At 59.1% G+C, this 21,205-nt stretch carries 19 protein-coding genes, 4 tRNA genes and 1 pseudogene; 15 read left to right on the plus strand and 9 right to left on the minus strand.

Annotated features, from left to right (window positions below):
• The first annotated feature begins 1 nt into the window (after nucleotide 1).
• From AK821_RS24790 to thiO, 4 genes are read left to right on the plus strand one after another with little or no spacing between them, the layout of a single operon-like run.
• A complete protein-coding gene (locus AK821_RS24790) occupies nucleotides 2-481 on the plus strand; it encodes a pilus assembly PilX family protein (RefSeq protein ID WP_064392426.1) in 480 nt (159 codons plus the stop codon).
• A complete protein-coding gene (locus AK821_RS24795; protein ID WP_064392428.1) occupies nucleotides 468-3,551 on the plus strand; it encodes a pilus assembly protein in 3,084 nt (1,027 codons plus the stop codon). The genes AK821_RS24790 and AK821_RS24795 overlap by 14 nt, the downstream gene beginning before the upstream one ends.
• Before the next feature lie 15 nt (nucleotides 3,552-3,566).
• Complete coding sequence (locus AK821_RS24800; protein WP_064392431.1) at nucleotides 3,567-3,968, plus strand: type IV pilin protein; 402 nt, start codon at nucleotides 3,567-3,569, stop codon at nucleotides 3,966-3,968.
• Between the two features lie 57 nt (nucleotides 3,969-4,025).
• On the plus strand, nucleotides 4,026-5,126 hold the full coding sequence (gene thiO, locus AK821_RS24805) for a glycine oxidase ThiO (protein ID WP_064392433.1): 1,101 nt from the start codon (nucleotides 4,026-4,028) through the stop codon (nucleotides 5,124-5,126).
• An 89-nt stretch (nucleotides 5,127-5,215) separates the two neighbouring features.
• Here thiO and AK821_RS24810 read toward each other — a convergent pair whose 3' ends face one another.
• The 4 genes from AK821_RS24810 to AK821_RS24825 all read right to left on the minus strand — a co-directional run bounded on the left by AK821_RS24810 (nucleotide 5,216) and on the right by AK821_RS24825 (nucleotide 9,523).
• Complete coding sequence (locus AK821_RS24810) at nucleotides 5,216-6,562, minus strand: sigma-54-dependent transcriptional regulator (RefSeq protein ID WP_064392435.1); 1,347 nt, start codon at nucleotides 6,560-6,562, stop codon at nucleotides 5,216-5,218.
• The gene (locus AK821_RS24815) at nucleotides 6,559-8,148 is read right to left on the minus strand and encodes an ATP-binding protein (protein WP_064392523.1); all 1,590 of its coding nucleotides are present in this window, start codon (nucleotides 8,146-8,148) and stop codon (nucleotides 6,559-6,561) included. The genes AK821_RS24810 and AK821_RS24815 overlap by 4 nt, the downstream gene beginning before the upstream one ends.
• Nucleotides 8,138-8,380: a PP0621 family protein gene (locus AK821_RS24820; protein ID WP_064392436.1), complete on the minus strand. Its 243-nt coding sequence runs from the start codon at nucleotides 8,378-8,380 to the stop codon at nucleotides 8,138-8,140. The genes AK821_RS24815 and AK821_RS24820 overlap by 11 nt, the downstream gene beginning before the upstream one ends.
• A gap of 126 nt (nucleotides 8,381-8,506) precedes the next feature.
• Entirely contained in the window at nucleotides 8,507-9,523 is a 1,017-nt protein-coding gene (locus tag AK821_RS24825; protein WP_064392438.1) for an outer membrane protein assembly factor BamD, read from the minus strand.
• A 151-nt stretch (nucleotides 9,524-9,674) separates the two neighbouring features.
• Here AK821_RS24825 and rluD point away from each other — a divergent pair, with 151 nt between their 5' ends.
• The 9 genes and pseudogenes from rluD to AK821_RS31475 all read left to right on the plus strand — a co-directional run bounded on the left by rluD (nucleotide 9,675) and on the right by AK821_RS31475 (nucleotide 16,550).
• Nucleotides 9,675-10,637, plus strand: coding sequence for a 23S rRNA pseudouridine(1911/1915/1917) synthase RluD (gene rluD, locus AK821_RS24830; RefSeq protein ID WP_008078515.1), 963 nt, complete (start codon nucleotides 9,675-9,677; stop codon nucleotides 10,635-10,637).
• On the plus strand, nucleotides 10,634-11,356 hold the full coding sequence (pgeF, locus tag AK821_RS24835) for a peptidoglycan editing factor PgeF (RefSeq protein ID WP_064392440.1): 723 nt from the start codon (nucleotides 10,634-10,636) through the stop codon (nucleotides 11,354-11,356). Before rluD ends, pgeF begins: the two co-directional genes overlap by 4 nt.
• 129 nt (nucleotides 11,357-11,485) lie before the next feature.
• The gene (clpB, locus tag AK821_RS24840) at nucleotides 11,486-14,050 is read left to right on the plus strand and encodes an ATP-dependent chaperone ClpB (protein WP_064392441.1); all 2,565 of its coding nucleotides are present in this window, start codon (nucleotides 11,486-11,488) and stop codon (nucleotides 14,048-14,050) included.
• A 297-nt stretch (nucleotides 14,051-14,347) separates the two neighbouring features.
• A tRNA-Asn gene (locus tag AK821_RS24845) sits at nucleotides 14,348-14,423 on the plus strand.
• Between the two features lie 9 nt (nucleotides 14,424-14,432).
• Nucleotides 14,433-14,509: transfer RNA gene (locus AK821_RS24850), tRNA-Pro, on the plus strand.
• 5 nt (nucleotides 14,510-14,514) lie between these two features.
• Nucleotides 14,515-14,590: transfer RNA gene (locus tag AK821_RS24855), tRNA-Lys, on the plus strand.
• A gap of 94 nt (nucleotides 14,591-14,684) precedes the next feature.
• Nucleotides 14,685-14,761 (plus strand) — tRNA-Pro (locus AK821_RS24860).
• A gap of 163 nt (nucleotides 14,762-14,924) precedes the next feature.
• Nucleotides 14,925-15,695: pseudogene (locus AK821_RS31470) on the plus strand (MCP four helix bundle domain-containing protein); the annotation flags it as partial.
• Nucleotides 15,687-16,550, plus strand: coding sequence for a methyl-accepting chemotaxis protein (locus tag AK821_RS31475; RefSeq protein WP_371920188.1), 864 nt, complete (start codon nucleotides 15,687-15,689; stop codon nucleotides 16,548-16,550). The pseudogene AK821_RS31470 and the gene AK821_RS31475, both read left to right, overlap by 9 nt.
• A 62-nt stretch (nucleotides 16,551-16,612) precedes the next feature.
• On the opposite strand, the gene AK821_RS24870 is transcribed toward AK821_RS31475, so the two are convergent.
• The 5 genes from AK821_RS24870 to AK821_RS24890 form a co-directional block, all read right to left on the minus strand.
• On the minus strand, nucleotides 16,613-17,020 hold the full coding sequence (locus AK821_RS24870; protein ID WP_064392445.1) for an HvfA family oxazolone/thioamide-modified RiPP metallophore: 408 nt from the start codon (nucleotides 17,018-17,020) through the stop codon (nucleotides 16,613-16,615).
• A 283-nt stretch (nucleotides 17,021-17,303) separates the two neighbouring features.
• Entirely contained in the window at nucleotides 17,304-18,602 is a 1,299-nt protein-coding gene (locus AK821_RS24875; protein WP_064392448.1) for an NAD(P)/FAD-dependent oxidoreductase, read from the minus strand.
• Nucleotides 18,603-18,665: 63 nt separating this feature from the next.
• Complete coding sequence (locus AK821_RS24880; protein ID WP_007909875.1) at nucleotides 18,666-18,839, minus strand: DUF3094 domain-containing protein; 174 nt, start codon at nucleotides 18,837-18,839, stop codon at nucleotides 18,666-18,668.
• Nucleotides 18,840-18,890: 51 nt separating this feature from the next.
• Nucleotides 18,891-19,418, minus strand: coding sequence for an MOSC domain-containing protein (locus AK821_RS24885; RefSeq protein WP_064392450.1), 528 nt, complete (start codon nucleotides 19,416-19,418; stop codon nucleotides 18,891-18,893).
• Entirely contained in the window at nucleotides 19,415-20,041 is a 627-nt protein-coding gene (locus AK821_RS24890) for a DUF1780 domain-containing protein (protein ID WP_064392452.1), read from the minus strand. The genes AK821_RS24885 and AK821_RS24890 overlap by 4 nt, the downstream gene beginning before the upstream one ends.
• A 192-nt stretch (nucleotides 20,042-20,233) precedes the next feature.
• Between AK821_RS24890 and AK821_RS24895 the strand changes: the two genes are divergently transcribed.
• Complete coding sequence (locus AK821_RS24895; RefSeq protein ID WP_064392454.1) at nucleotides 20,234-20,923, plus strand: energy-coupling factor ABC transporter permease; 690 nt, start codon at nucleotides 20,234-20,236, stop codon at nucleotides 20,921-20,923.
• Between the two features lie 65 nt (nucleotides 20,924-20,988).
• The gene (locus AK821_RS24900; protein ID WP_007959584.1) at nucleotides 20,989-21,204 is read left to right on the plus strand and encodes a hypothetical protein; all 216 of its coding nucleotides are present in this window, start codon (nucleotides 20,989-20,991) and stop codon (nucleotides 21,202-21,204) included.
• Nucleotide 21,205 lies beyond the last annotated feature (1 nt).

Consider the following 21,205-nt stretch of genomic DNA (forward strand, 5'->3'; position numbering starts at 1 on the left):
GATGAGGATGACTCTCCACACCCGTCAGGCGCAGCGCGGCATGGTCTTGCTGGTCAGTCTGGTATTCCTGTTGTTGCTGACCCTGATTGGTCTGTCGTCGATGCAGAGCGCCAACCTGCAGGAAAAAATGGCCGGCAGCGTGAGTCTGCGTAATCAGTCGTTTCAGACTGCCGAGGCGGCGTTGCGCATTGGCGAAAGTGCGGTGCAACTGGACAGTTATTCGCTGGCTGTGTGCAGCGGTACCACGCAATGCGCGCCGCCGGCGGAGTCGTCGGTGGTCAGCGCGGCGGGGCTCAACTCGACTTCCGGGGTGACCTGGATTGCGGCCGGCAATGGATTCTATGGAGTACAGAACATCGGTACGACTCTCACGGCCGTGAACGTACCGAGCAACACCTCGGCGACGTTGTATCGGGTTACAGCGGTCGGCATCGCCGGCACTTCGCGTAGCGTGGTGGAGAGTGTTTATGCGAAGTATTGAGCGCTGCATGTCACTGTTGATCGGCATGCTGCTGAGCTTTTATCTGGCCGCGCCGGCGTATGCGTTCACACCTTCCGATTCGCCGCTGTTGAGTGCAGCGGCGGTGCCACCCAACGTCATGCTGCTGATCGACGATTCGGGGAGTATGAACAGCATCATTTATGCGGCCGGCTTCGATCCGACGGCTGATCGCACGCCGGCCCGGCAATGTAACGCCTTGCTGGGCTTGTGCCTGAGTTCGACGACGATCAGCGGTGACACGATCTTTCTGTCGAGCCTGCCGACATCAGGTTGCTCCGGCGGTGCCTATGCGTTCTATAACAACAGCCTGGCGCCGTTGTGCCTGAAACTGCCGGATCCGGTGGGCAGCGGCAACACGCGTTATTCCGGGGACTACATTGCCTATGTAGTCGGGCTGGCCATCAACAATGGCACACGCGATTTCACCACTGGGGCGATTCCCGGCGACTACCGCATCAACGTAGCGCGCAACGTCTCCACAGCTTTGGTCAGCAGCAACCGCACGTTGCGTATTGGCCTGTCGACATTCAATCCGGCCACCAGCAACAATTCCGGCAATGGCGGTTTCATTGCCCGTGCGATCAGCGATTTGTCGCCGGTGTCCGGCAGCGTGACTCAAGCCCAGGCCGACACCAATTACAACGCACTGATCTCTTCCATCAACGGCTTGAGCGCCGTGGCCAATACGCCGTTGGCGGAAACCTATTACGAAATCACTCGTTATATGCGCGGCATGACGCCGTACTACAACAGCACACCGACCACCTACACCAGCCCGATTCAGTACCGCTGCCAGAAAAACTATGGTGTGGTGATCACCGACGGCTTGCCGACCTTCGACCGTACTTTCCCCACCAATGACCCACTGGGCGGCAGCCGTTTGCCGAACTGGGATGGCGTCAACAATGACGGCAACAACCTCAACGGTGACGGTGAAGGGGACACGCTGTATCTGGATGACATCGCCAAGTTTGCCTTTGACATCGATATGCGTTCGACCGGCACCGACGCCGCGGGCAAGAGCTGGAACGCGGTGGATTTTCCCAAGCAGAACATGAACACCTACACCGTGGGCTTCACCGCCGACAATGACATGCTGTCGGACGCGGCCAGTTACGGACAAGGCAGGTATTACCAGGCGACCGACAGTACCGGGCTCAACGCCGCCTTGTCCTCGGCGCTGAGCGACATCACGTCCAAGGCCGGCTCCGGCGGCGCGGGGGTCACCAGCGGCACCACACTGACCTCCAGCAGCAGTTTTTATCAAACCACTTATGACCCCAGAGATTGGCGCGGCACGATCAAGTCGTTCGGCTTCACCTCGGCCGGGACGGTCAATACCTCGGCGGCGCAGTGGACGACCGATACCACCATCGTGCCAGCCGCCACCGCCGCGAGCTTTCAGTCGTGGAACACTCTGAGCAACGCAGCGGTAACCCTGGCCTACGGCAACTTTTCCCCGGCCCAGCAGACCACGCTGAGTCAGGGTTTGCCCACCGGCATCAGCGGCGTTGATCTGGTGGAGTGGAGCAAGGGAACCAACAAGGCCGGGCTGAAAGTGCGCAGTGTGCTGCTCGGCGACATCATCAATTCGCCGCTGGTGCTGGCGTCGCCAGCAGACAAAACCGCCGCCGATCTTTCCGGGGACACCAGCTACAGCACTTACCGGGCCACCAAGGCTGCAAACATGAGCGCCAGTCTGCTGGTCAACGCCAACGACGGTTTCGTCAACGTGACCAATTCGGCGACCGGCACTCGCCGCTACGCCTACATGCCGTCCAGTGTGCTGCCGTCGTTGCGGCTGATTGCCGACACCAACTACGTCAACGGCGTGAGCCACAAGTTTTTGGTCGACGGTCAGGTCGGGGTGTTCGACGCCCAGTCCGGCGCGGCGTGGAAAACCCTGGCCATTGGCGGCACCGGTGCCGGCGGCAAAACCTTCTACGGGCTGCAACTGTTTGATGCGTCTGCGGGCAATGTGATCAAGGCCTTGTGGGAGGTCAGTGCGCCGGCCACCGCCAGTACGGCGAACGCATTCAATGATCTGGGTTACGCCTATGCCCGTCCGGAAGTGGCACGCTTGGCCAATGGTCGCTGGGCGACTTTCATCGCCAATGGTTACGGCAGCAATTCGGGCGTTGCAGCTTTGTATGTACTGGATGCGCTGGACGGTTCGCTGATCAAAAAAATCGTTATCGACAGCACCGAAACCAGCAACGGTTTGTCGTCGGTGAAACTCAAGGTCAACTCTTCGAATGTGGTGCAGGCCGCTTACGGCGGCGACTTGAAAGGGCGGTTATGGAAGTTCGACCTGAGTGCCACTTCTCCCGACAGTTGGGGCGTGGCGTTTTCCGGCAAACCGTTGTTCACCACGGCGGGCGGCGCGGCGCAACCGATCACCGCGCAGCCGTTACTGGCGGATAATGCGCTGGGCGGCAAACAGGTCTTCGTCGGTACCGGCAAGTTCAACGAAACGGCGGACAAGACCAACAAGGATTTGCAGGCGTTTTATTCCGTGTGGGACGCCGATGGTGGTTCTGGTCAGTTGACCGTCAGCAGCTTGCAGCCGCAGGCGATCACGGGATCATTCTCCGGCAGCTCCGGGCAGTTTTTGACCACAACACAGAATGACACGACGTATCCGGCGCAGAAGGGTTGGTATCTTCCGCTGGTGTACAACAACGTGCTGACCGGCGAGCGGGTGATCAATCAGGCGAGTATCGTGCTGGGCCGTGTTGTCTTTACCACGGCGAGTGTTGATACCACTGATCCCTGTGCGAGTTTTGGTACTGGCAAACTGGTCGAACTGGATGCGTTCAGCGGTAAGATGCTCAATTACGCCGTGCTGGACACCAATTCTGACGGTTTGGTCGACAGCAATGACACGATCTCCAGCGGCGTGATATTCACCGGTGGCATTCCGACCCTGAACTTCATCTCCAGCGATGGCAAGCGCAAGGGTACGACCGACACCAGTGGCACCATCACGATCATTGTGGAAAAGGGCGGCGGCGGTAGCCGTCGTATCATGTGGCGACAAATCCAGTAAGCGAGAGTTTGAGGCATGCGTAGATCCAACCGTGGTTTCACCCTGATCGAAATCATGATCGTGATTGCGATCATCGGGATCGTCATCACCATCGCCGCACCGAGCTATACCGAGTACCTGAAAAAAGGCCGTCGCGCCGAAGTGGTGTCGCTGCTCTCGGAACAGGCGCAAACCCTCGAGCGCTTCTACACCAAGAACAATGTCTATACCGGCATCACCGGACTCAGCACGGGCAATGATTTCTACACCATCACCCCGACCATTGCTGACCAGACCTTCCTGCTGACCGCGACCCGCAAGACGGGCACGTCCATGGCCACCGACAAGTGTGGGGATTTCACCCTGACCAACACCGGCGTCCGTAACATGAACAATGCGACTACCGGGCTGACCACCAAGGATTGCTGGGGCCGCTGAGGCGCTTTCTTTCGGGTGCCTTTTGCGCCCACTGTCTTCTTTACGGTTGGATCAAACATGACCAGGCAACAGCAAGTGGTGATTGTCGGTGGCGGGGTAATTGGCCTGCTGACCGCCTACAACCTCGCCTCCGAAGTGCGCAGCGTGGTGCTGCTGGATCGTTCGAACCTCGGTCAGGAATCGTCCTGGGCGGGTGGCGGTATCGTTTCGCCGTTGTATCCGTGGCGCTATAGCCCGGCGGTTACCGCGCTGGCGCATTGGTCGCAGGACTTTTATCCACAGCTCGGCGAGCGTCTGTTTACCGACACCGGGGTCGATCCGGAAGTGCACACCACTGGCCTGTACTGGCTGGATCTGGACGACGAAGGCGAGGCACTGGCTTGGGCCGAGCGAGAAAATCGCCCGCTACGGGCTGTGGATATCTCGGCGGCGCATGATGCGGTGCCAGTGCTCGGCGGCGGGTTCTCCCGAGCGATCTACATGGCGGATGTCGCCAACGTACGCAATCCGCGTCTGGTCAAATCGTTGAAAGCAGCGTTGCAGGCACTGCCGAACGTGACGATTCACGAGCAGTGCGAGGTCAGCGGGTTTGTCCGCGAGGGTGAGCAGGTTGTTGGCGTCGACACCTCCAACGGCGTGATCAAGGGTGATCAGGTCGTGCTGACGGCCGGTGCATGGAGCGGGGACCTGCTCAAAACGCTGGACCTGACACTGCCGGTCGAACCGGTCAAAGGCCAGATGATTCTCTACAAGTGTGCGGCGGATTTTTTGCCGAGCATGGTATTGGCCAAGGGCCGTTATGCGATTCCCCGCCGCGACGGGCATATTCTGATCGGCAGCACGCTGGAGCACGAAGGTTACGACAAGACGCCGACCGATGTCGCGCTGGAAAGTCTCAAGGCTTCAGCGGTGGATCTGCTGCCGGCGCTGGCGAATGCCGAGGTGGTCGGGCACTGGGCGGGGTTGCGTCCGGGTTCGCCGGAAGGAATTCCGTACATTGGCCGGGTGCCGGGGTTTGCGGGGTTGTGGCTGAACTGCGGGCATTACCGCAACGGGCTGGTGCTGGCGCCGGCGTCGTGTCAGTTGTTTGCCGATGTGATGCTCGGCCGCACGCCGATCATTGATCCGGCGCCGTATGCGCCTGAGGGTCGCATTTAAAGCAAGATCAAAAGATCGCAGCCTTCGGTAGCTCCTACATTGGAATGCGTTTCCTGTAGGAGCTGCCGAAGGCTGCGATCTTTTAGGATTTAATCCAGACCGAGTTTTTTCAGTCTGTAGCGCATCGACCTGAACGAAAGACTCAACCGCTGCGCCGCCGCCGTACGATTCCAGCGCGTCTCCTCCAGCGCCTGCAAAATCAGCTTTCGCTCAACGTTCTCCAGATAATCCTCAAGATTATCGATCTGGGTCAGATCGGCAATCCCGCCATCCGCCGCGCAGTTGCCTTCGCTCAGACGTAAATCTTCAGCCTCGATCGTGCGGTTTTCACATAAGGTGTGTGCGCGCTCGAGCACGTTCTCCAGCTCCCGCACATTCCCCGGAAACCGGTAATTCTTCAACGCTTCCAGCGCCTGTGGATGAAGGCGCGCAACGGGCTGAGCACTGTCCCTGGCCAAACGCTTGAGCATATTGGCCGCGAGCACTTCAATGTCATCACGGCGCTCACGCAGCGACGGCACGCGCAGTTCGATCACGTTCAAGCGGTAATAAAGGTCCTGACGAAAGCGTTCGGCCGCGACTTCGGCATCAAGATCCTTGTGCGTGGCGCAAAGAATCCGCACATCGACCACGCTTTCCTGCTGGCCACCGATACTGCGCACGGCTTTTTCCTGGATCGCGCGCAGCAGTTTTACCTGCATCGACAGCGGCAAGTCCGCCACTTCATCGAGGAACAAGGTGCCGCCATTGGCCGCCTGAAACAGTCCGGGTTTATCCTCGACCGCGCCGGTAAAACTGCCTTTGCGATGGCCGAAAAACTCGCTTTCCATCAGCTCCGACGGAATCGCCCCGCAGTTCACCGGCACAAACGGCTGAGTGGCGCGCGGCCCCTGTTCGTGGATCAGCCGTGCCACCAGTTCCTTGCCGCTGCCCGACTCGCCACTGATATATACCGGCGCCTGACTGCGGGCGAGTTTGTCGATTTGCTTGCGCAGATTGCGCATCGGCGGGGAATCGCCGAGCAAGCGTCGATCAATGGAGGTAAAACTGCTTCCAGCCGCCGGCATGCGCAGGGCCGTGGCGACCAGCTCGCGCAAGCGGGTGAGATCCACCGGTTTGGTGAGAAAGTCGAAAGCGCCGGCTTTCAAGGCGTTGATCGCCGTTTCAAGGCTGCCATATGCGGTGATCATCGCTACTGGCAGTTGCGGATAACGTTGCTGAATATGCTGCACCAGTTCCAGCCCCGTGCCGTCGGGCAGGCGCATGTCGGTCAGGCACAAGTCGAAACTCTCGCGGTTCAGTAGCGCTTGGGCTTCAGCCAGATTGCGCGCGCTGTAGGTGTCGAGTTTCATCCGTCCCAGGGTGATTTCCAGGAGTTCGCGGATATCCGGTTCGTCGTCGACGATAAGAATTTTTTGCCGTGGGCTCGTGTTCAACTTTGTTTCCGTCCGTGAGCAAAGGTGATGCGAAAGCAGCCGCCGCCTTGGCGTGATTGAAAGTCTAGGCGCGCTTGGTTGCTTTCGCACAGCTCACGGGACAGATAAAGCCCAAGGCCGGTGCCCTGGCTGCTGGTGGTGAAAAAAGGTTCGAACAGATGTGTCTGTTCATCGGCGGGGACGCCGGGGCCGTTGTCCTGTACTTCGAGGATCGCCAATTGGCTGTCGGGATCGATAAACAGGGCCAGCCAGACTTGCGCCTGATCGTGCAGCAGGGCGCTGTGGCGCCAACCGTTGCGTAACAGATTATCGAGAATCTGCGTGAGCTGATCGGGGTCCATCAGCGTGATGAACTCCCCGGAGTTGATCCGCAGATGAATCTGCTGGTGCTCGCTGGCTTGTTCGCGGCTTTCGGCGACGAAGTTTTCCAGCCACGGCTTGAGGTCCAGCCGTTGCGGCGCGCTCTGCTGGCGGCGGGACAGTTGCAGGACGTTTTCGATGACTCGGTTCATGCGCTGGGAGTGGTCTTGAATGATCTGTGTCAGACGCCGATCGGCGCCGTCGAGTTCCTCGGACTCACCCAATAGCTGCGCAGCATGACTGATGGCACCGAGTGGATTGCGGATTTCATGGGAGATGCCGGCGGTCAGGCGACCGAGCGCGGCGAGCTTCAGTTGCTGAGCCTGCTGGGCGATTTGCGCGAGGTCTTCGAGAAACACCAGTGTTTGCTGGTTCGGGCTTTGTTCCAGAGCGATGAAGCTCGGTTGCAGTTCCAGACCGTTACCGGGGACTTTCAGGCTCTGTGGGCGTAAGGTCGGGTTGTTCATCCACAGTTGCAGGCGGTCGACCAGGGCTGGCGAATAATCGTCGATCAGATGGCCCTGCAAGTGTGACTGCGCGAGCAAGGTCTGGGCGCTGTGATTGGCCAGTTGCACCCGGCGCTCCTCGTCGAGCACCAGAATGCCGGTGCGCATGCGTTGCAGGATCAGCGCATTGAGCGCTTCGAGGCCGACGACTTCGCTGGCGCGTTGTTCGGCCAGCGTTTCACTGACCTCCAGCCGCCGAATCAGTCCCTGCACCAGCAACGAGGCGGCAAAGCACAGGGCGCCGAGCGTGCCGGCTTGCAGGTATTCATTCGCGCTCAGGGGATGATCGAAGCTCAGCAGGACACTCGAGCCGATGATACCCAGCGCGCCGATCGCGGCGATCAACAGGCCGATGCGCCGTCGTAGCAAGGTGTTGCTGATTGCCACCGAGACAATCAGCAAATTGCCCAGCGCGCTGCCAACGCCGCCGGCAGCAAAGAACAAACCGCATAAAAGCAGGACATCGACGAGGGCCAGACTGAACAGTTGCGCCGGCCGTCGTGTGTTCTCGAGGAATACCACCAACAGAATATTGAGAATCAGGTACAGCCAACTGCCGCCGCGCAGCAACCCGTCGTTGGCCGACGTCAGCAGGCGGTTGTCCATGTTGCTGGAGATCAGCAACACCAGGGTGATGCCGACGCTTAAACGGTAGAGATGGTAAAGGCGCAGCAGGCGCTGCGCCTGTTTGCTGTCGGCGTGGTTGGCCTCAGCGATCACTGGCACCCGGGCCTTGCTCAAGGTGAGCCTGGCTGCAATACCACTGTTGTTGCACGCTCAGCGCGCGGTCGCGCGGCAGGTGCACGCCGCAATGGGCACAACGCACCATCGGCGCGGCGTCCTGCTCGCGTGATGTGCGATTGGATTGAGAGGACGCGGCAGGGGCCTTGAATTTCCGCCACAGCCAGATGGCGGCGAAAATCACGACGATCCAGAACAATAAACGAAGCATGATGAGCGGCTTTTCGACTGATGATCCGGCAGTTTAGCCAAGGACCTGACAAGCGCACAGCGGATTAAAGCGCAGAAACGAAAAAGGGAGATCCGCAGATCTCCCTTTCTTGTACATCCGGTGTGATCAGTCGAACACGCCGAAGGTCATGTAGCTGAACCACGAACGGTCAGTGTCGCTCGACTCTGGCTCCGGCTCTTCGATCACGTCACCGTTCTCGTCTTTAGGCTTGAGCTCGTTCGGGATCGCGTCTTTCGCGTCCTGGAACTGCTTCTGCACGTCCTGGTTGGCGCGGGTTTCGCCCGGCGGCAGCGGAGGACGCGACTCGATCAGACCCAATGTCGCCTTGCTCAGGAACGAACGGTTGTCGGCTTCGGCAACCCGTGGCACGAACTGGCCGTCTTGCAGGCTCGGGTGATTCGGGTAGTTGAGCTTCAGGGTTTCCAGGCTGGTGTTGGCCAGTTCGTCCAGGTGCAGACGCTGGTAAGCCTCGGTCATCACCGCCAGGCCGTCGCCGACCGATGGGGTTTCCTGGAAGTTTTCCACTACATAGCGGCCACGGTTGGCGGCGGCTACATAGGCCTGACGGGTCAGGTAGTAGTCGGCCACGTGGATTTCGTAGGCGGCCAGCAGGTTGCGCAGGTAGATCATGCGCTGCTTGGCGTCTGGCGCGTAGCGGCTGTTCGGGTAGCGGCTGGTCAACTGGGCGAACTCGTTGTACGAGTCGCGCGCGGCGCCCGGGTCACGCTTGGTCATGTCCAGCGGCAGGAAGCGCGCCAGCAGGCCGACGTCCTGGTCGAACGAGGTCAGACCTTTGAGGTAGTACGCGTAATCCACGTTCGGGTGCTGCGGATGCAAACGAATGAAACGCTCGGCGGCGGATTTTGCAGCTTCCGGCTCGGCGTTCTTATAGTTGGCGTAGATCAGCTCCAGCTGTGCCTGATCGGCGTAGCGACCGAACGGATAACGCGACTCCAGAGCCTTCAGCTTGGCTGTGGCGCTGGTGTAGCTATTATTGTCCAGGTCAGTCTGAGCCTGCTGATACAGCTCGGCTTCGCTGAGGTTTTCGTCTACGACTTCCTTCGATGAGCAAGCAGCGGTCAATGCGAGGATGGCGATCAGCAGCAGGTGTTTCACTTGCATGGCGGCTTGCGTCCCTATGACGGCCGCTGTCTTGGGCGGGGCCGTCCTGTTATGATGAGCGCCCCGTTGAAAAGCCTCGGGGCAAAAGACGCCGTATTTAACCACAAGCGCGCAGCCGAAACCAAAAGCTGTGCCGACGCACAGTCAGAGCATGTCCGATAAAATTGAACTTCGCGCAGAGGTGCCGTCCGAATTGGGCGGCCAACGCCTCGATCAAGTCGCTGCCCAACTCTTCGCTGAGCACTCTCGCTCGCGCCTTTCCGCCTGGATCAAAGAAGGTCGCCTGACTGTGGACGGGGCGGTCATCCGCCCTCGCGACATCGTGCATGGCGGTGCCATCCTTGAGCTGACTGCCGAGCAGGAAGCCCAGGGCGAATGGATCGCCCAGGACATCGAACTCGACATCGTCTATGAAGACGACGACATTCTGGTGATCAACAAGCCTGCGGGCCTGGTGGTGCACCCGGCTGCCGGTCACGCCGATGGCACCTTGCTCAACGCTTTGCTGCACCACGTGCCGGACATCATCAATGTCCCGCGCGCCGGTATCGTGCATCGTCTGGACAAGGACACCACCGGTCTGATGGTGGTGGCCAAGACCATTCAGGCGCAGACCAAGCTCGTTACTCAGTTGCAGAGTCGCAGTGTCAGCCGCATCTATGAGTGCATCGTGATTGGTGTCGTGACCGCCGGGGGCAAGATCAACGCCCCGATCGGTCGTCACGGCCAGCAGCGCCAGCGCATGGCGGTGATGGAGGGCGGCAAGCCTGCCGTCAGCCACTATCGCGTGCTGGAGCGTTTCCGTTCCCACACCCACGTGCGGGTGAAACTGGAAACCGGCCGTACGCACCAGATTCGCGTGCACATGTCGCACATCAACTTTCCGTTGGTCGGCGATCCGGCGTACGGCGGTCGTTTCCGCATTCCGCCAGCCGCCAACCCGACGATGGTGGAATCGCTCAAGCATTTCCCGCGTCAGGCCCTGCACGCGCGCTTCCTTGAACTGGATCATCCGACGACCGGTATACGCATGAGCTGGGAATCGCCGCTGCCAGAAGATTTCGTCTGGCTGCTGACCTTGCTCAAGCAGGATCGCGAGGCCTTCATCGGATGAACTGGCTGACGCCGGACTGGCCCGCGCCGGCCAGCGTCAAAGCCTGCGTCACCACCCGCGAGGGCGGTGTCAGCGAGGCGCCGTTCGACAGCCTCAATCTGGGCGATCATGTCGATGATCGTCCTGAGGCTGTTGCCGAGAACCGACGGCGCCTGACCGATCATTTCTCTATACAGCCTGCCTGGTTGCAGCAAGTGCACGGGATTGCCGTGGCGCATGCTGATCCGGGCGTTGTTGCGACCGCAGATGCCAGCTGGACGGCAACGCCGGGGATTGCCTGCGCGGCGATGACGGCGGACTGCTTGCCGGCCTTGTTCTGCGATCGTGCTGGCACTCGCGTGGCGGCGGCTCATGCCGGTTGGCGTGGTCTGGCGGCGGGTGTACTTGAAGCGACGCTCGATAGCCTCGATATTCCGCCCAAGGACGTGCTGGTCTGGCTCGGCCCGGCGATTGGCTCGCAAGCCTTTGAAGTCGGCCCGGAAGTGCGGGAAGTCTTCATCAATCAATTGCACGCAGCGGCAGAAGCCTTCGTGCCGAGCGACAACGCCGGCAAGTTCATGGCTGACATTTATAAGCTGGCGCGCCTGCGTCTGGCTGAACGTGGTGTTACCGCTGTTTATGGCGGCGGTTTCTGCACCGTGACCGATCCACGCTTCTTCTCTTATCGCCGTGCGTCACGCACCGGTCGCTTTGCCTCCCTTATCTGGCTCACCCGCTAAACTCTCTGATCTGCATCAACCCTCTGACGCTTGAATCTCCCAGAATCGACCGCATCTACAGTGGTATCTGGCAGGTTTCTTTATTCAGGATGGTTTTTAGGTCCGGCCTGCTCAAAAGGAAGGTGACTTATGCGAATAGACCGTTTAACCAGCAAATTACAGTTGGCCTTGTCCGACGCCCAGTCGTTGGCTGTCGGCCACGATCATCCGGCGATTGAGCCGGCGCACTTGATGCAAGCCATGCTTGAACAGCAGGGTGGTTCGATCAAACCTCTGCTGATGCAGGTGGGCTTCGACGTCAACAGCTTGCGCAAAGAGCTGACCAAAGAGCTAGACCAATTACCGAAAATCCAGAATCCGACTGGCGACGTCAACATGTCGCAGGATCTGGCACGCCTGCTCAATCAGGCTGACCGTCTGGCTCAGCAGAAGGGCGATCAGTTCATTTCCAGTGAACTGGTGCTGCTCGCTGCAATGGACGAGAACAGCAAGCTCGGCAAGTTGTTGCTCGGCCAGGGCGTCAGCAAAAAAGCCCTGGAGAACGCGATTACCAACCTGCGTGGCGGCGAAGCGGTGAATGACGCCAACCACGAAGAGTCGCGGCAGGCGCTGGATAAATACACCGTCGACCTGACCAAGCGCGCCGAAGACGGCAAGCTCGATCCGGTGATCGGTCGTGACGATGAAATCCGTCGCACCATTCAGGTTCTGCAACGCCGCACCAAGAACAACCCGGTGCTGATCGGTGAACCCGGCGTGGGTAAAACCGCGATCGCCGAAGGTCTGGCTCAGCGCATCATCAACGGTGAAGTGCCGGACGGCCTTAAAGGCAAGCGTCTGCTCTCGCTGGACATGGGCGCGCTGATTGCTGGTGCCAAGTATCGCGGTGAGTTCGAAGAACGCCTGAAATCGCTGCTCAACGAGCTGTCGAAGCAGGAAGGGCAGATCATTCTGTTCATCGACGAGCTGCACACCATGGTCGGCGCCGGTAAGGGCGAAGGCTCGATGGACGCCGGCAACATGCTCAAGCCAGCACTGGCGCGTGGCGAGTTGCACTGCGTCGGCGCGACCACGCTCAACGAGTATCGCCAATATATAGAGAAGGACGCGGCACTCGAACGACGCTTCCAGAAAGTCCTGGTGGATGAGCCGAGCGAAGAAGACACCATTGCCATCCTGCGTGGCCTTAAAGAGCGTTACGAGGTTCACCACAAGGTGGCGATCACCGACGGCGCGATCATCGCCGCGGCCAAGCTCAGCCATCGCTACATCACTGACCGGCAGTTGCCGGACAAGGCCATCGACCTGATCGACGAGGCCGCGAGCCGCATCCGCATGGAAATCGATTCCAAGCCGGAAGTGCTCGATCGTCTGGAACGTCGCCTGATTCAGTTGAAGGTGGAATCTCAGGCACTGAAGAAAGAAAGTGACGAAGCGGCGATGAAACGTCTGGAGAAACTCCAGGAAGAAATCGTCCGTCTCGAGCGCGAGTATTCCGATCTGGAAGAAATCTGGAACTCGGAGAAAGCCGAGGTGCAGGGTTCTGCACAGATTCAGCAGAAGATCGAACAGTCGCGTCAAGAACTGGAAGCCGCACGCCGTAAAGGCGACCTGAACCGCATGGCCGAGTTGCAGTACGGGGTGATCCCGGATCTGGAGCGCAGCCTGCAAATGGTCGATCAGCACGGCAAGAGCGAGAACCAGTTGCTGCGCAGCAAGGTGACTGAAGAAGAGATCGCCGAAGTCGTGTCGAAGTGGACCGGTATCCCCGTGTCGAAAATGCTCGAAGGCGAGCGCGACAAACTGATGAAGATGGAAAGCCTGTTGCACAAACGGGTCATCGGTCAGGAAGAGGCCGTGGTCGCTGTGGCCAATGCGGTACGCCGTTCCCGCGCCGGGTTGTCCGACCCGAATCGTCCGAGCGGCTCGTTCATGTTCCTCGGCCCGACCGGCGTCGGTAAAACCGAGCTGTGCAAGGCGCTGGCCGAATTTCTCTTTGATACTGAAGAGGCAATGGTGCGGATCGACATGTCCGAGTTCATGGAGAAACATTCCGTGGCGCGGCTGATCGGTGCGCCACCGGGATACGTCGGTTACGAAGAGGGTGGTTACCTGACCGAGGCTGTGCGTCGCAAGCCTTACTCGGTGATCCTGCTGGACGAAGTCGAGAAGGCGCACCCGGATGTGTTCAACATCTTGCTGCAAGTGCTTGAGGATGGTCGTCTGACCGACAGCCATGGCCGCACGGTGGACTTCCGCAATACCGTGATCGTCATGACCTCGAACCTCGGCTCTGTGCAGATTCAGGAGCTGGTCGGTGATCGTGAGGCGCAACGCGCAGCGGTAATGGATGCACTGACGTCGCACTTCCGTCCGGAGTTCATCAACCGGGTCGACGAAGTGGTGATCTTCGAGCCTCTGGCACGGGATCAGATCGCAGGCATTACCGAGATTCAGTTGGGCCGTCTGCGTACGCGTCTGGCTGAGCGTGAGCTGAAGCTGGAACTGAGCCCGGAAGCGATGGACAAGCTGATCGCGGTTGGTTACGACCCGGTGTATGGCGCGCGTCCTTTGAAACGGGCGATCCAGCGCTGGATCGAAAACCCGCTGGCGCAATTGATCCTCTCGGGTCATTTCATGCCAGGCGACACGGCGACCGGGACTGTCGAGAACGACGAAATCGTTTTCAACTAAGCCCGAACACCAATGAAAATTGGCAGGCCCCACCTTGTGGGGCCTTTTTTTTCGTTAGGCTGTTGAACTCAAAGGAAAAGGCTTGTAAAGTGCGCCCCGCAGTCAGTCGCCAAGACGGTCTCAGCTCACTGAGTTGAAATCTGAAATAAGTTGCAAATCATTAACTTGAAAGCAATTTAGGGGGTTGACAGAGGTGTTCTAGGTTGTAGAATAGCGCGCCTCAGACACACGAACGCAGCGATGCGAACGAGTGACTGGAAGCAACAAGTTTCACCGTTGTAAATTGAAATATGTAGTTCCGTGATAGCTCAGTCGGTAGAGCAAATGACTGTTAATCATTGGGTCCCAGGTTCGAGTCCTGGTCACGGAGCCAATTTCAAGCCGGGGTATAGCGCAGTCCGGTAGCGCGCCTGCTTTGGGAGCAGGATGTCAGGAGTTCGAATCCCCTTACCCCGACCATTTTTGGGTCGTTAGCTCAGTTGGTAGAGCAGTTGGCTTTTAACCAATTGGTCGTAGGTTCGAATCCCACACGACCCACCATTTTTGAAACCAGTTAACGCTGGAATCGAATCTTAAGATCAGAGGCCAAAAGCGCTGATCGAAGAAGGCGACTGAAAGGTCGCCTTTTTTTTACCGGGGTATAGCGCAGTCCGGTAGCGCGCCTGCTTTGGGAGCAGGATGTCAGGAGTTCGAATCCCCTTACCCCGACCATATTAAAAATCCTCGTATCGAAAGATACGGGGATTTTTTTTGTCCTTCGAAAAGACAATTCCCTTCAAGTCATCGTACAACTGGCCGATAGCCCGCTAACACGAGGGGACTGCCATGGCTTCGCCCCTTGAATCTGGCCAATACAAGAATAAGGGCGTGCGTCATGTTGCTTCGTCAGTTGAATATTGCTCCCCGGGCTGCCCTGGGATTCGCCCTGATCGCGGTGTTGGTGGCTTTGCTCGGTGTGTTTGCGCTCGGGCAGATGTCGAGTATTCGCGACAGTGAAGTCGCGGTAGAAAACCAGTGGCTGCCGAGTATTCGTGGCGGCGACGAGATTCGCGAAATCATGCTGCGCATCCGCACCATCTCGCTGCGCATGGCGCTGGATCAGGATCCGGCCAACATTGCGACTTACCGCAGCCAGATGGACACCCGAGACAAGGAGCTGAGCGAGAAAATCGCCGCTTACGACAAACTGGTCAACACCCCGGAAGGCCAGCAGCTATACGACCAATTCAAAAAGACCTTCGCCGCCTATCGCAGTGGCATCGCTCAATCTTTCACCCTCGCCGAGCAAGGCAAGCGTGATGAGCTGACCAGGTTATTGCTGGTCGACATGAAAACCGTCGTCGATGGTTCCGGCAAACAACTCAACGACCTGGCGGATCTGTTCGCCAAACAGGTCGCCGCCGAGAGCCAGAAGTCCGCTGCGCACTACGAAAACTCGCGCACCATTGTCAGTTTGTTTATTGCTTTAGCCGCGCTGGCCACGGTGGCGCTGGCGATGATGCTCACGCGCAGTATCGTCCGGCCGCTGAGCAGTGCCGTGAGCGCAGCAGAAAGTGTGGCGCAGGGTGATCTGACCCGGCCAATCGAAACCCATGGCAATGATGAAGTCAGTCGCTTGCTCAAAGCCTTGGCGACCATGCAGCAGAACCTGCGTGAGACGCTGCAAGGCATCAGCGGTTCGGCGACGCAATTGGCAACGGCTGCCGATGAGCTCAATGCGGTGACGCTCGACAGCACGCAGGGGCTGCAACAGCAGAACAATGAAATCGAACAAGCCGCCACTGCGGTCAACCAGATGACGGCAGCGGTGGAGGAGGTCGCACGCAATGCCGTGTCGACCTCTGACGCGACTCGTCAGTCCAGCGAGTCGGCGCATCTGGGCCAGGTGCGCGTCAGTGAGACCGCCACGGCCATCAACGCGCTGGCCAGTGACGTCCAACAGACCGGTGAGTTGGTGCAATCACTGGCTAACCAGTCGCAGAACATTGGCAAAGTATTGGACGTGATTCGGGCGATTGCCGAGCAGACCAACCTGCTGGCACTCAACGCAGCGATTGAAGCGGCGCGTGCGGGTGAGAGCGGACGAGGTTTTGCCGTGGTTGCCGATGAAGTGCGGGCGTTGGCTTATCGCACGCAGCAATCGACGCAGGAGATCGAGCAGATGGTCCAGGGCATGCGCAGCGGTTCGAGCCTGGCGCTGGATTCGATGCAGGCCAGTACCGCGCGTGCCACGACCACGCTGGCGCTCGCCGAGCGCGCCGGTGAAGCGCTGCAAACCATTACCGCGTCAGTGCATCAGATCCATGAGCGCAATCTGGTGATCGCCAGTGCCGCCGAAGAGCAGGCGCAAGTAGCCCGGGAAGTGGATCGCAACCTGGTGAACATTCGTGATTTGTCAGTACGTTCTGCCGCCGGTGCCGACCAGACCAGTGCATCCAGCCATGAATTGTCGCAACTGGCCAATGCCTTGCAGGGCATGGTGCGGCGCTTCCAGCTGTAAGCGCCAGACGTGAAAAAGCCGCGTTTCTCTCAGGAGAAGCGCGGCTTGGTTTTTTCTGCTGATCAGGCGCCGTCTTGATCTTTGAGGTGCTCGAACAGTCCTTTGGGCATTTTCTTGCCGTTGGATTCAAAGTTGGCCTTCACGTTGTTGTAGGCCTCTTGTTCGTCGATAAAACCGTCATGGTTGGTGTCGATCGTGTCGAAGTCGGACTTCGGCGCGACTTTGAGGAATTCGGCGCGCGAGACCTTGCCGTCACCGTCGCTGTCAGTCTTGGCCATCGAGGCATCGCCACATTTGCCTTCACCGCATTTGCCTTCCGGCGCTTTCACCGAGGTTTCCGCCGAAGCGACCATGTAGCCCTGCGCCAGTGGTTGAGCGGCAAATACCGAACCGGACAGCATCAGGCCACCAGCCAAGGCTGCGCCGATCAGGCCAATGGAATTTTTACCGAGGGTCGAAGTACGGGACATCTGGAATCTCCTGGGCTGCGCTGTGCAACCACACGTTAAGGGCGAAAGCCTGAGCAGTTGCTGCTCGGGTGTGGCCATTTAGCGGTGGCGGTGTATCGCGACTGTGTCGCCAGGCGGGGAGTTTGTAAGCGAAGGTTAGATATTACGGACGCAGATACATTACGAGACAGAATCACAAATCAAATGTAGGCCTTCGCCTGCTCGCGATAGCGGTGTATCAGGCAACATCGTTGTCGTTTGACACAACGCTATCGCGAGCAGGCTCACTCCTACAGGTCTTACATCAGTGCAGTTTCAAGCGCGGCTCGGTGCCACGGCCAATCTTGCTGCCCAGCATCAGCATCGCCGTGCGGAACGGCCCGTACAGCGCCATCTGGTGCATACGATACAGCGACACGTAAAACATTCGCGCCAGCCAGCCTTCGAGCATCACACTGCCCGTCAGATTACCCATCAAGTTACCCACGGCGGAAAAACGCGACAGTGAGATCAGCGAGCCGTAGTCGGTGTATTTGTACTCCGGCAGGGTCTTGCCTTCGATGCGCAGCTTTAGCGACTTGGCCAGCAGCGATGCCTGTTGGTGCGCTGCTTGTGCACGCGGCGGTACGTTGCGATCGGTGCCCGGTTGCGGGCAGGCCGCGCACTCGCCGAAGGCGACGGTGTTTTCATCGCGGGTGGTTTGCAGCGTCGGCAGCACTTGCAGTTGATTGATGCGGTTGGTTTCCAGGCCGTCGATGTCTTTGAGGAAACCTGGCGCGCGGATACCGGCAGCCCGGACTTTGAGGCTCGCCTTGATCTCGGTGCCGTCGGCAGTGATCAGGCTGTCCGCCGTCACTTCGCTGACCGAGGCGTTGGTCATGACATTGACCCCGAGTTTCTCCAGCGTCTTGTGCACTGGCCCGCTGATGCGTTCCGGCAGGGCAGGCAACACCCGAGGCCCGGCTTCGATCAGGGTGATGTGCATGTTTTCCGGTTTGATCCGGTCCAGGCCATACGCCGCCAGCTCATGGGCGGCATTGTGCAGTTCTGCCGCCAGCTCGACGCCCGTCGCGCCAGCACCGACGATCGCTACGCTGATCTGCTCGACGACATCGGTTTGCCCGGCGTGCGCACGCAGATAGTGGTTGAGCAGTTGCTGGTGGAAACGCTCGGCCTGTTTGCGGGTGTCGAGGAACAGGCAGTGCTGCGCCGCGCCCTGAGTGCCGAAATCATTGGTGGTGCTGCCGACGCTGATGACCAGCGAGTCGTACTGCACTTCACGCGCCGGCACCAGTTCTACGCCGTTTTCGTCGTAGGTCGCTGCCAGCTGGATTTTCTTCTGTGCGCGATCGAGCCCGCTCATGCGCCCCAGCTGGAACTCGAAGTGGTTCCATTTAGCCTGGGCAACATAGTTGAGTTCGTCTTCGGAGGAGTTCAGCGATCCGGCGGCCACTTCGTGCAGCAGTGGTTTCCAGATGTGCGTCAGGTTGGCGTCGACCAGCATCACACTGGCGGTGCCACGCTTGCCCAGAGTCTTACCCAGACGGGTAGCCAACTCCAGACCGCCGGCGCCGCCGCCGACAATAACAATACGATGGGACATAGGGATAACTCGCAAGGTTTTTAAAGGAAATCGGTGCGGTTACCCAAGCGAGCGCGAGGCAGCTCATAGCGTCAGGTAACTGATAAATCGGCTCAACAGGCCCAGACCAATGGTCACTGCCAGCACCAGCACGAGGAGCATCCACGGCCGGAAAGGTCGGCGCTCGACTCGGTGTTGGGACAGTTGCAGGTACTCTTCGACATGTTTCTGGTCTTCAGGGTTCAGGCGGCTGGTCATATTTGCCTCGTCAGGTAGACGTTGCTGAATGGGCAGAAGCTACAGCGGTTTTTATCCGGGGTTGAACGCAGCATAGCCGCTGTCCGGAACCGGTTCGACGCTCACGCTATCTTCAAGGCGGATGATCCCGCTTTGTAACACCCGCGCGGTAATTCCGCCATGCCCGCGCACGGCTTGAAAGGTGCCGGGGCCAAGGTTGTTCTGCAAGCGCGCGCAAGGCTGACACCAACCGGTGGTTTCGAATATTGCCTGACCGATGCGAAAGCGCCGACCCTTCAGGCTAAACAAATTGATACCGCTGATAACGAGATTGCGCCGCAGATCTTCAGGCCTGACCGGTTGATCGTCCGGACGCCCCATCAAGGCGTTGATGACGGCCAGATGTTCCCACTGAATCAGCGTCACTTGCCGCGCATTGCGCACACCGGGGCGCGCATGATCGCCGGTCAGCCCGGCTTCGAGCCGCGCCTCGACGGCATCCAGCTCGATCATCGGCCCACGGGATTCCGGACGCACGCCAATCCAGCGCACACGGCCGGACTGCGGTACGTCGGCAATCAACTGCTGAAGCGGCGTCACAGGCTGATCCCGACGTCAAAGACGATGCTGCGTCCGAGGTTGCTGCGCAAGAAATCCGGCGCATCCGGATGGGCGAACAGCACGCGGGCGAAGGTCGGGCCGACCAGGGACAGTGAGCGCCAACCCTGACGCAAATATTCGGTGGGCGGCGGGAAGTGACTGTTCAGATCCAGCACTTCGCGCTTGAGGCTGGCGAAGGCAATGATGTCCAGCTCGCCGAGATCCATGCCGCGTTCTTTGTAGTTGTGGGCTTTTTTGCGCAAGGTCGGTGCCAGTCGCATGAGGAACTCATTGGCCGGGATGCGCTTGGGCTTGGCTTCTCGGCGCACCAGTTGGCTGAGAGAAAATGCACTGCGACGACGCTGCAGTTCATCGCGCCATTCGTCATTGAGCCGGCGCCCTTCATCGAGGACGAAGAACACTTCGAAATTGGCCTCGCGAAACAGCACGTCCGGCGGCTCACCAGCCGGCGCGAATTCGTCGACACGGTAAGGAATGTTCAAGCCTTGCAGCAGGCGCTGGCAAACCCAACGCTCACGCTCCCATTTGCGGGCATTGGACAGGAACGCGTTGGCCTGCTCGGCCGCGATGGTCAGCAGGCGTAAGTAATCTGAGTCATCCATAAGCCCAAGCTTAGCGTTCAAATGCGACAAGCAGAAAGCTTTGCTTGGCTGATGTTTACAGATCCCCGCGTCATCGTGCACTTGTAGGAGCTGCCGAAGGCTGCGATCTTTTGATCCTGTTCTTTTTAAAGTCAAAAGATCGCAGCCTGCGGCAGCTCCTACAGGGGATGTGTCGTTGGAAAGGTGAGGGTCATGATTGGAGCTGAACTGCTTTCGATAGCGAGCCTGACGCTCGGCTGGCTGATTTACCTGCCTGTGCTGCTGTGGGCGATCGCGCGTGCGCCGTGGGTCGAGTTGTTCAGCGACAGCCGCCGTCAGCATCTGCTGTTCGGCACGGTGTTCGCCTTGTTTCTGTTGTGGCTGGTGCGCAGGGATTTCGACACCGGCGTGTCGTATCACTTTATCGGCATGACCGCTGTGACCTTGCTGCTGGATTGGCCGCTGGCAATTGTCGCAGGCCTGATTGCACAGATCGGCCTGGTGCTATTGGGTCGTCAGGATCTGCTGGCGGTCGGGGTCAATGGCTCGCTGCTGATCCTGTTACCGGTGTTGATCACTGAATGTGTGGCGATCCTCGTCGAGCGCGCACAGCCACGTAATCCGTTCGTGTACATCTTCTGCTCCGGATTCTTCGCTGCGGCTTTGTCCGCGCTGTTATGTCTAATCCTGAGTCTGACGCTGCTGTGGTACGACGGTCTCTTCGCCATGCCGGAGTGGCTGGAAGACTTCATCGGTTATTTGTGGCTGCTGCTGTTTCCCGAGGCGTTCATCAACGGCATGGTCGTCAGTGCGCTGGTGGTGTTCTGCCCGGAATGGCTGGAGACGTTCAATCGCACGCGCTACCTTTCGGCGCCGTGGAAGGATGACGATCCCAAGTCTTGATCCATATCAAACCCGCCATGCGCGCGAAATTTCATGCTCGCGCAAATCCCTTCAGGAGCGGCGACATGAGTGTGTACGAGTGGGCAAGGCAGGAGACCCGGCAAAGTCTGGAAATGGCGCAGGAGGTGGGCTTTGACCCGGGGTTGAGTTTACGCGCCTTACTCAGTGCCGTGGTGCAACAGAGCAAGGCGGTGCGCAACGCCGAAGACCTGGCCGACGAGTTGCGCTTTTTGGCGGAAAACCTCGACGACGATCAGGACTACGGCTTTATGCGGCCCTGAT

The sequence above is a fragment of the Pseudomonas sp. RIT-PI-r genome (assembly GCF_001297015.1).
GTDB lineage: Bacteria > Pseudomonadota > Gammaproteobacteria > Pseudomonadales > Pseudomonadaceae > Aquipseudomonas.

What these genes read in the sequence shown, in the direction of transcription:
- AK821_RS31475 (WP_371920188.1), top strand. Translation starts at nt 15,687, where the DNA reads ATGCAGCAGAACCTGCGTGAGACGCTGCAAGGCATCAGCGGTTCGGCG.
- AK821_RS24895 (WP_064392454.1), top strand. Translation starts at nt 20,234, where the DNA reads ATGATTGGAGCTGAACTGCTTTCGATAGCGAGCCTGACGCTCGGCTGG.
- AK821_RS24795 (WP_064392428.1), top strand. Translation starts at nt 468, where the DNA reads ATGCGAAGTATTGAGCGCTGCATGTCACTGTTGATCGGCATGCTGCTG.
- AK821_RS24875 (WP_064392448.1), bottom strand. Translation starts at nt 18,602, where the DNA reads ATGTCCCATCGTATTGTTATTGTCGGCGGCGGCGCCGGCGGTCTGGAG.
- AK821_RS24820 (WP_064392436.1), bottom strand. Translation starts at nt 8,380, where the DNA reads ATGCTTCGTTTATTGTTCTGGATCGTCGTGATTTTCGCCGCCATCTGG.
- AK821_RS24890 (WP_064392452.1), bottom strand. Translation starts at nt 20,041, where the DNA reads ATGGATGACTCAGATTACTTACGCCTGCTGACCATCGCGGCCGAGCAG.
- AK821_RS24790 (WP_064392426.1), top strand. Translation starts at nt 2, where the DNA reads ATGAGGATGACTCTCCACACCCGTCAGGCGCAGCGCGGCATGGTCTTG.
- pgeF (WP_064392440.1), top strand. Translation starts at nt 10,634, where the DNA reads ATGAACTGGCTGACGCCGGACTGGCCCGCGCCGGCCAGCGTCAAAGCC.
- AK821_RS24800 (WP_064392431.1), top strand. Translation starts at nt 3,567, where the DNA reads ATGCGTAGATCCAACCGTGGTTTCACCCTGATCGAAATCATGATCGTG.
- thiO (WP_064392433.1), top strand. Translation starts at nt 4,026, where the DNA reads ATGACCAGGCAACAGCAAGTGGTGATTGTCGGTGGCGGGGTAATTGGC.
- AK821_RS24900 (WP_007959584.1), top strand. Translation starts at nt 20,989, where the DNA reads ATGAGTGTGTACGAGTGGGCAAGGCAGGAGACCCGGCAAAGTCTGGAA.
- AK821_RS24870 (WP_064392445.1), bottom strand. Translation starts at nt 17,020, where the DNA reads ATGTCCCGTACTTCGACCCTCGGTAAAAATTCCATTGGCCTGATCGGC.
- clpB (WP_064392441.1), top strand. Translation starts at nt 11,486, where the DNA reads ATGCGAATAGACCGTTTAACCAGCAAATTACAGTTGGCCTTGTCCGAC.
- AK821_RS24880 (WP_007909875.1), bottom strand. Translation starts at nt 18,839, where the DNA reads ATGACCAGCCGCCTGAACCCTGAAGACCAGAAACATGTCGAAGAGTAC.
- AK821_RS24825 (WP_064392438.1), bottom strand. Translation starts at nt 9,523, where the DNA reads ATGCAAGTGAAACACCTGCTGCTGATCGCCATCCTCGCATTGACCGCT.
- rluD (WP_008078515.1), top strand. Translation starts at nt 9,675, where the DNA reads ATGTCCGATAAAATTGAACTTCGCGCAGAGGTGCCGTCCGAATTGGGC.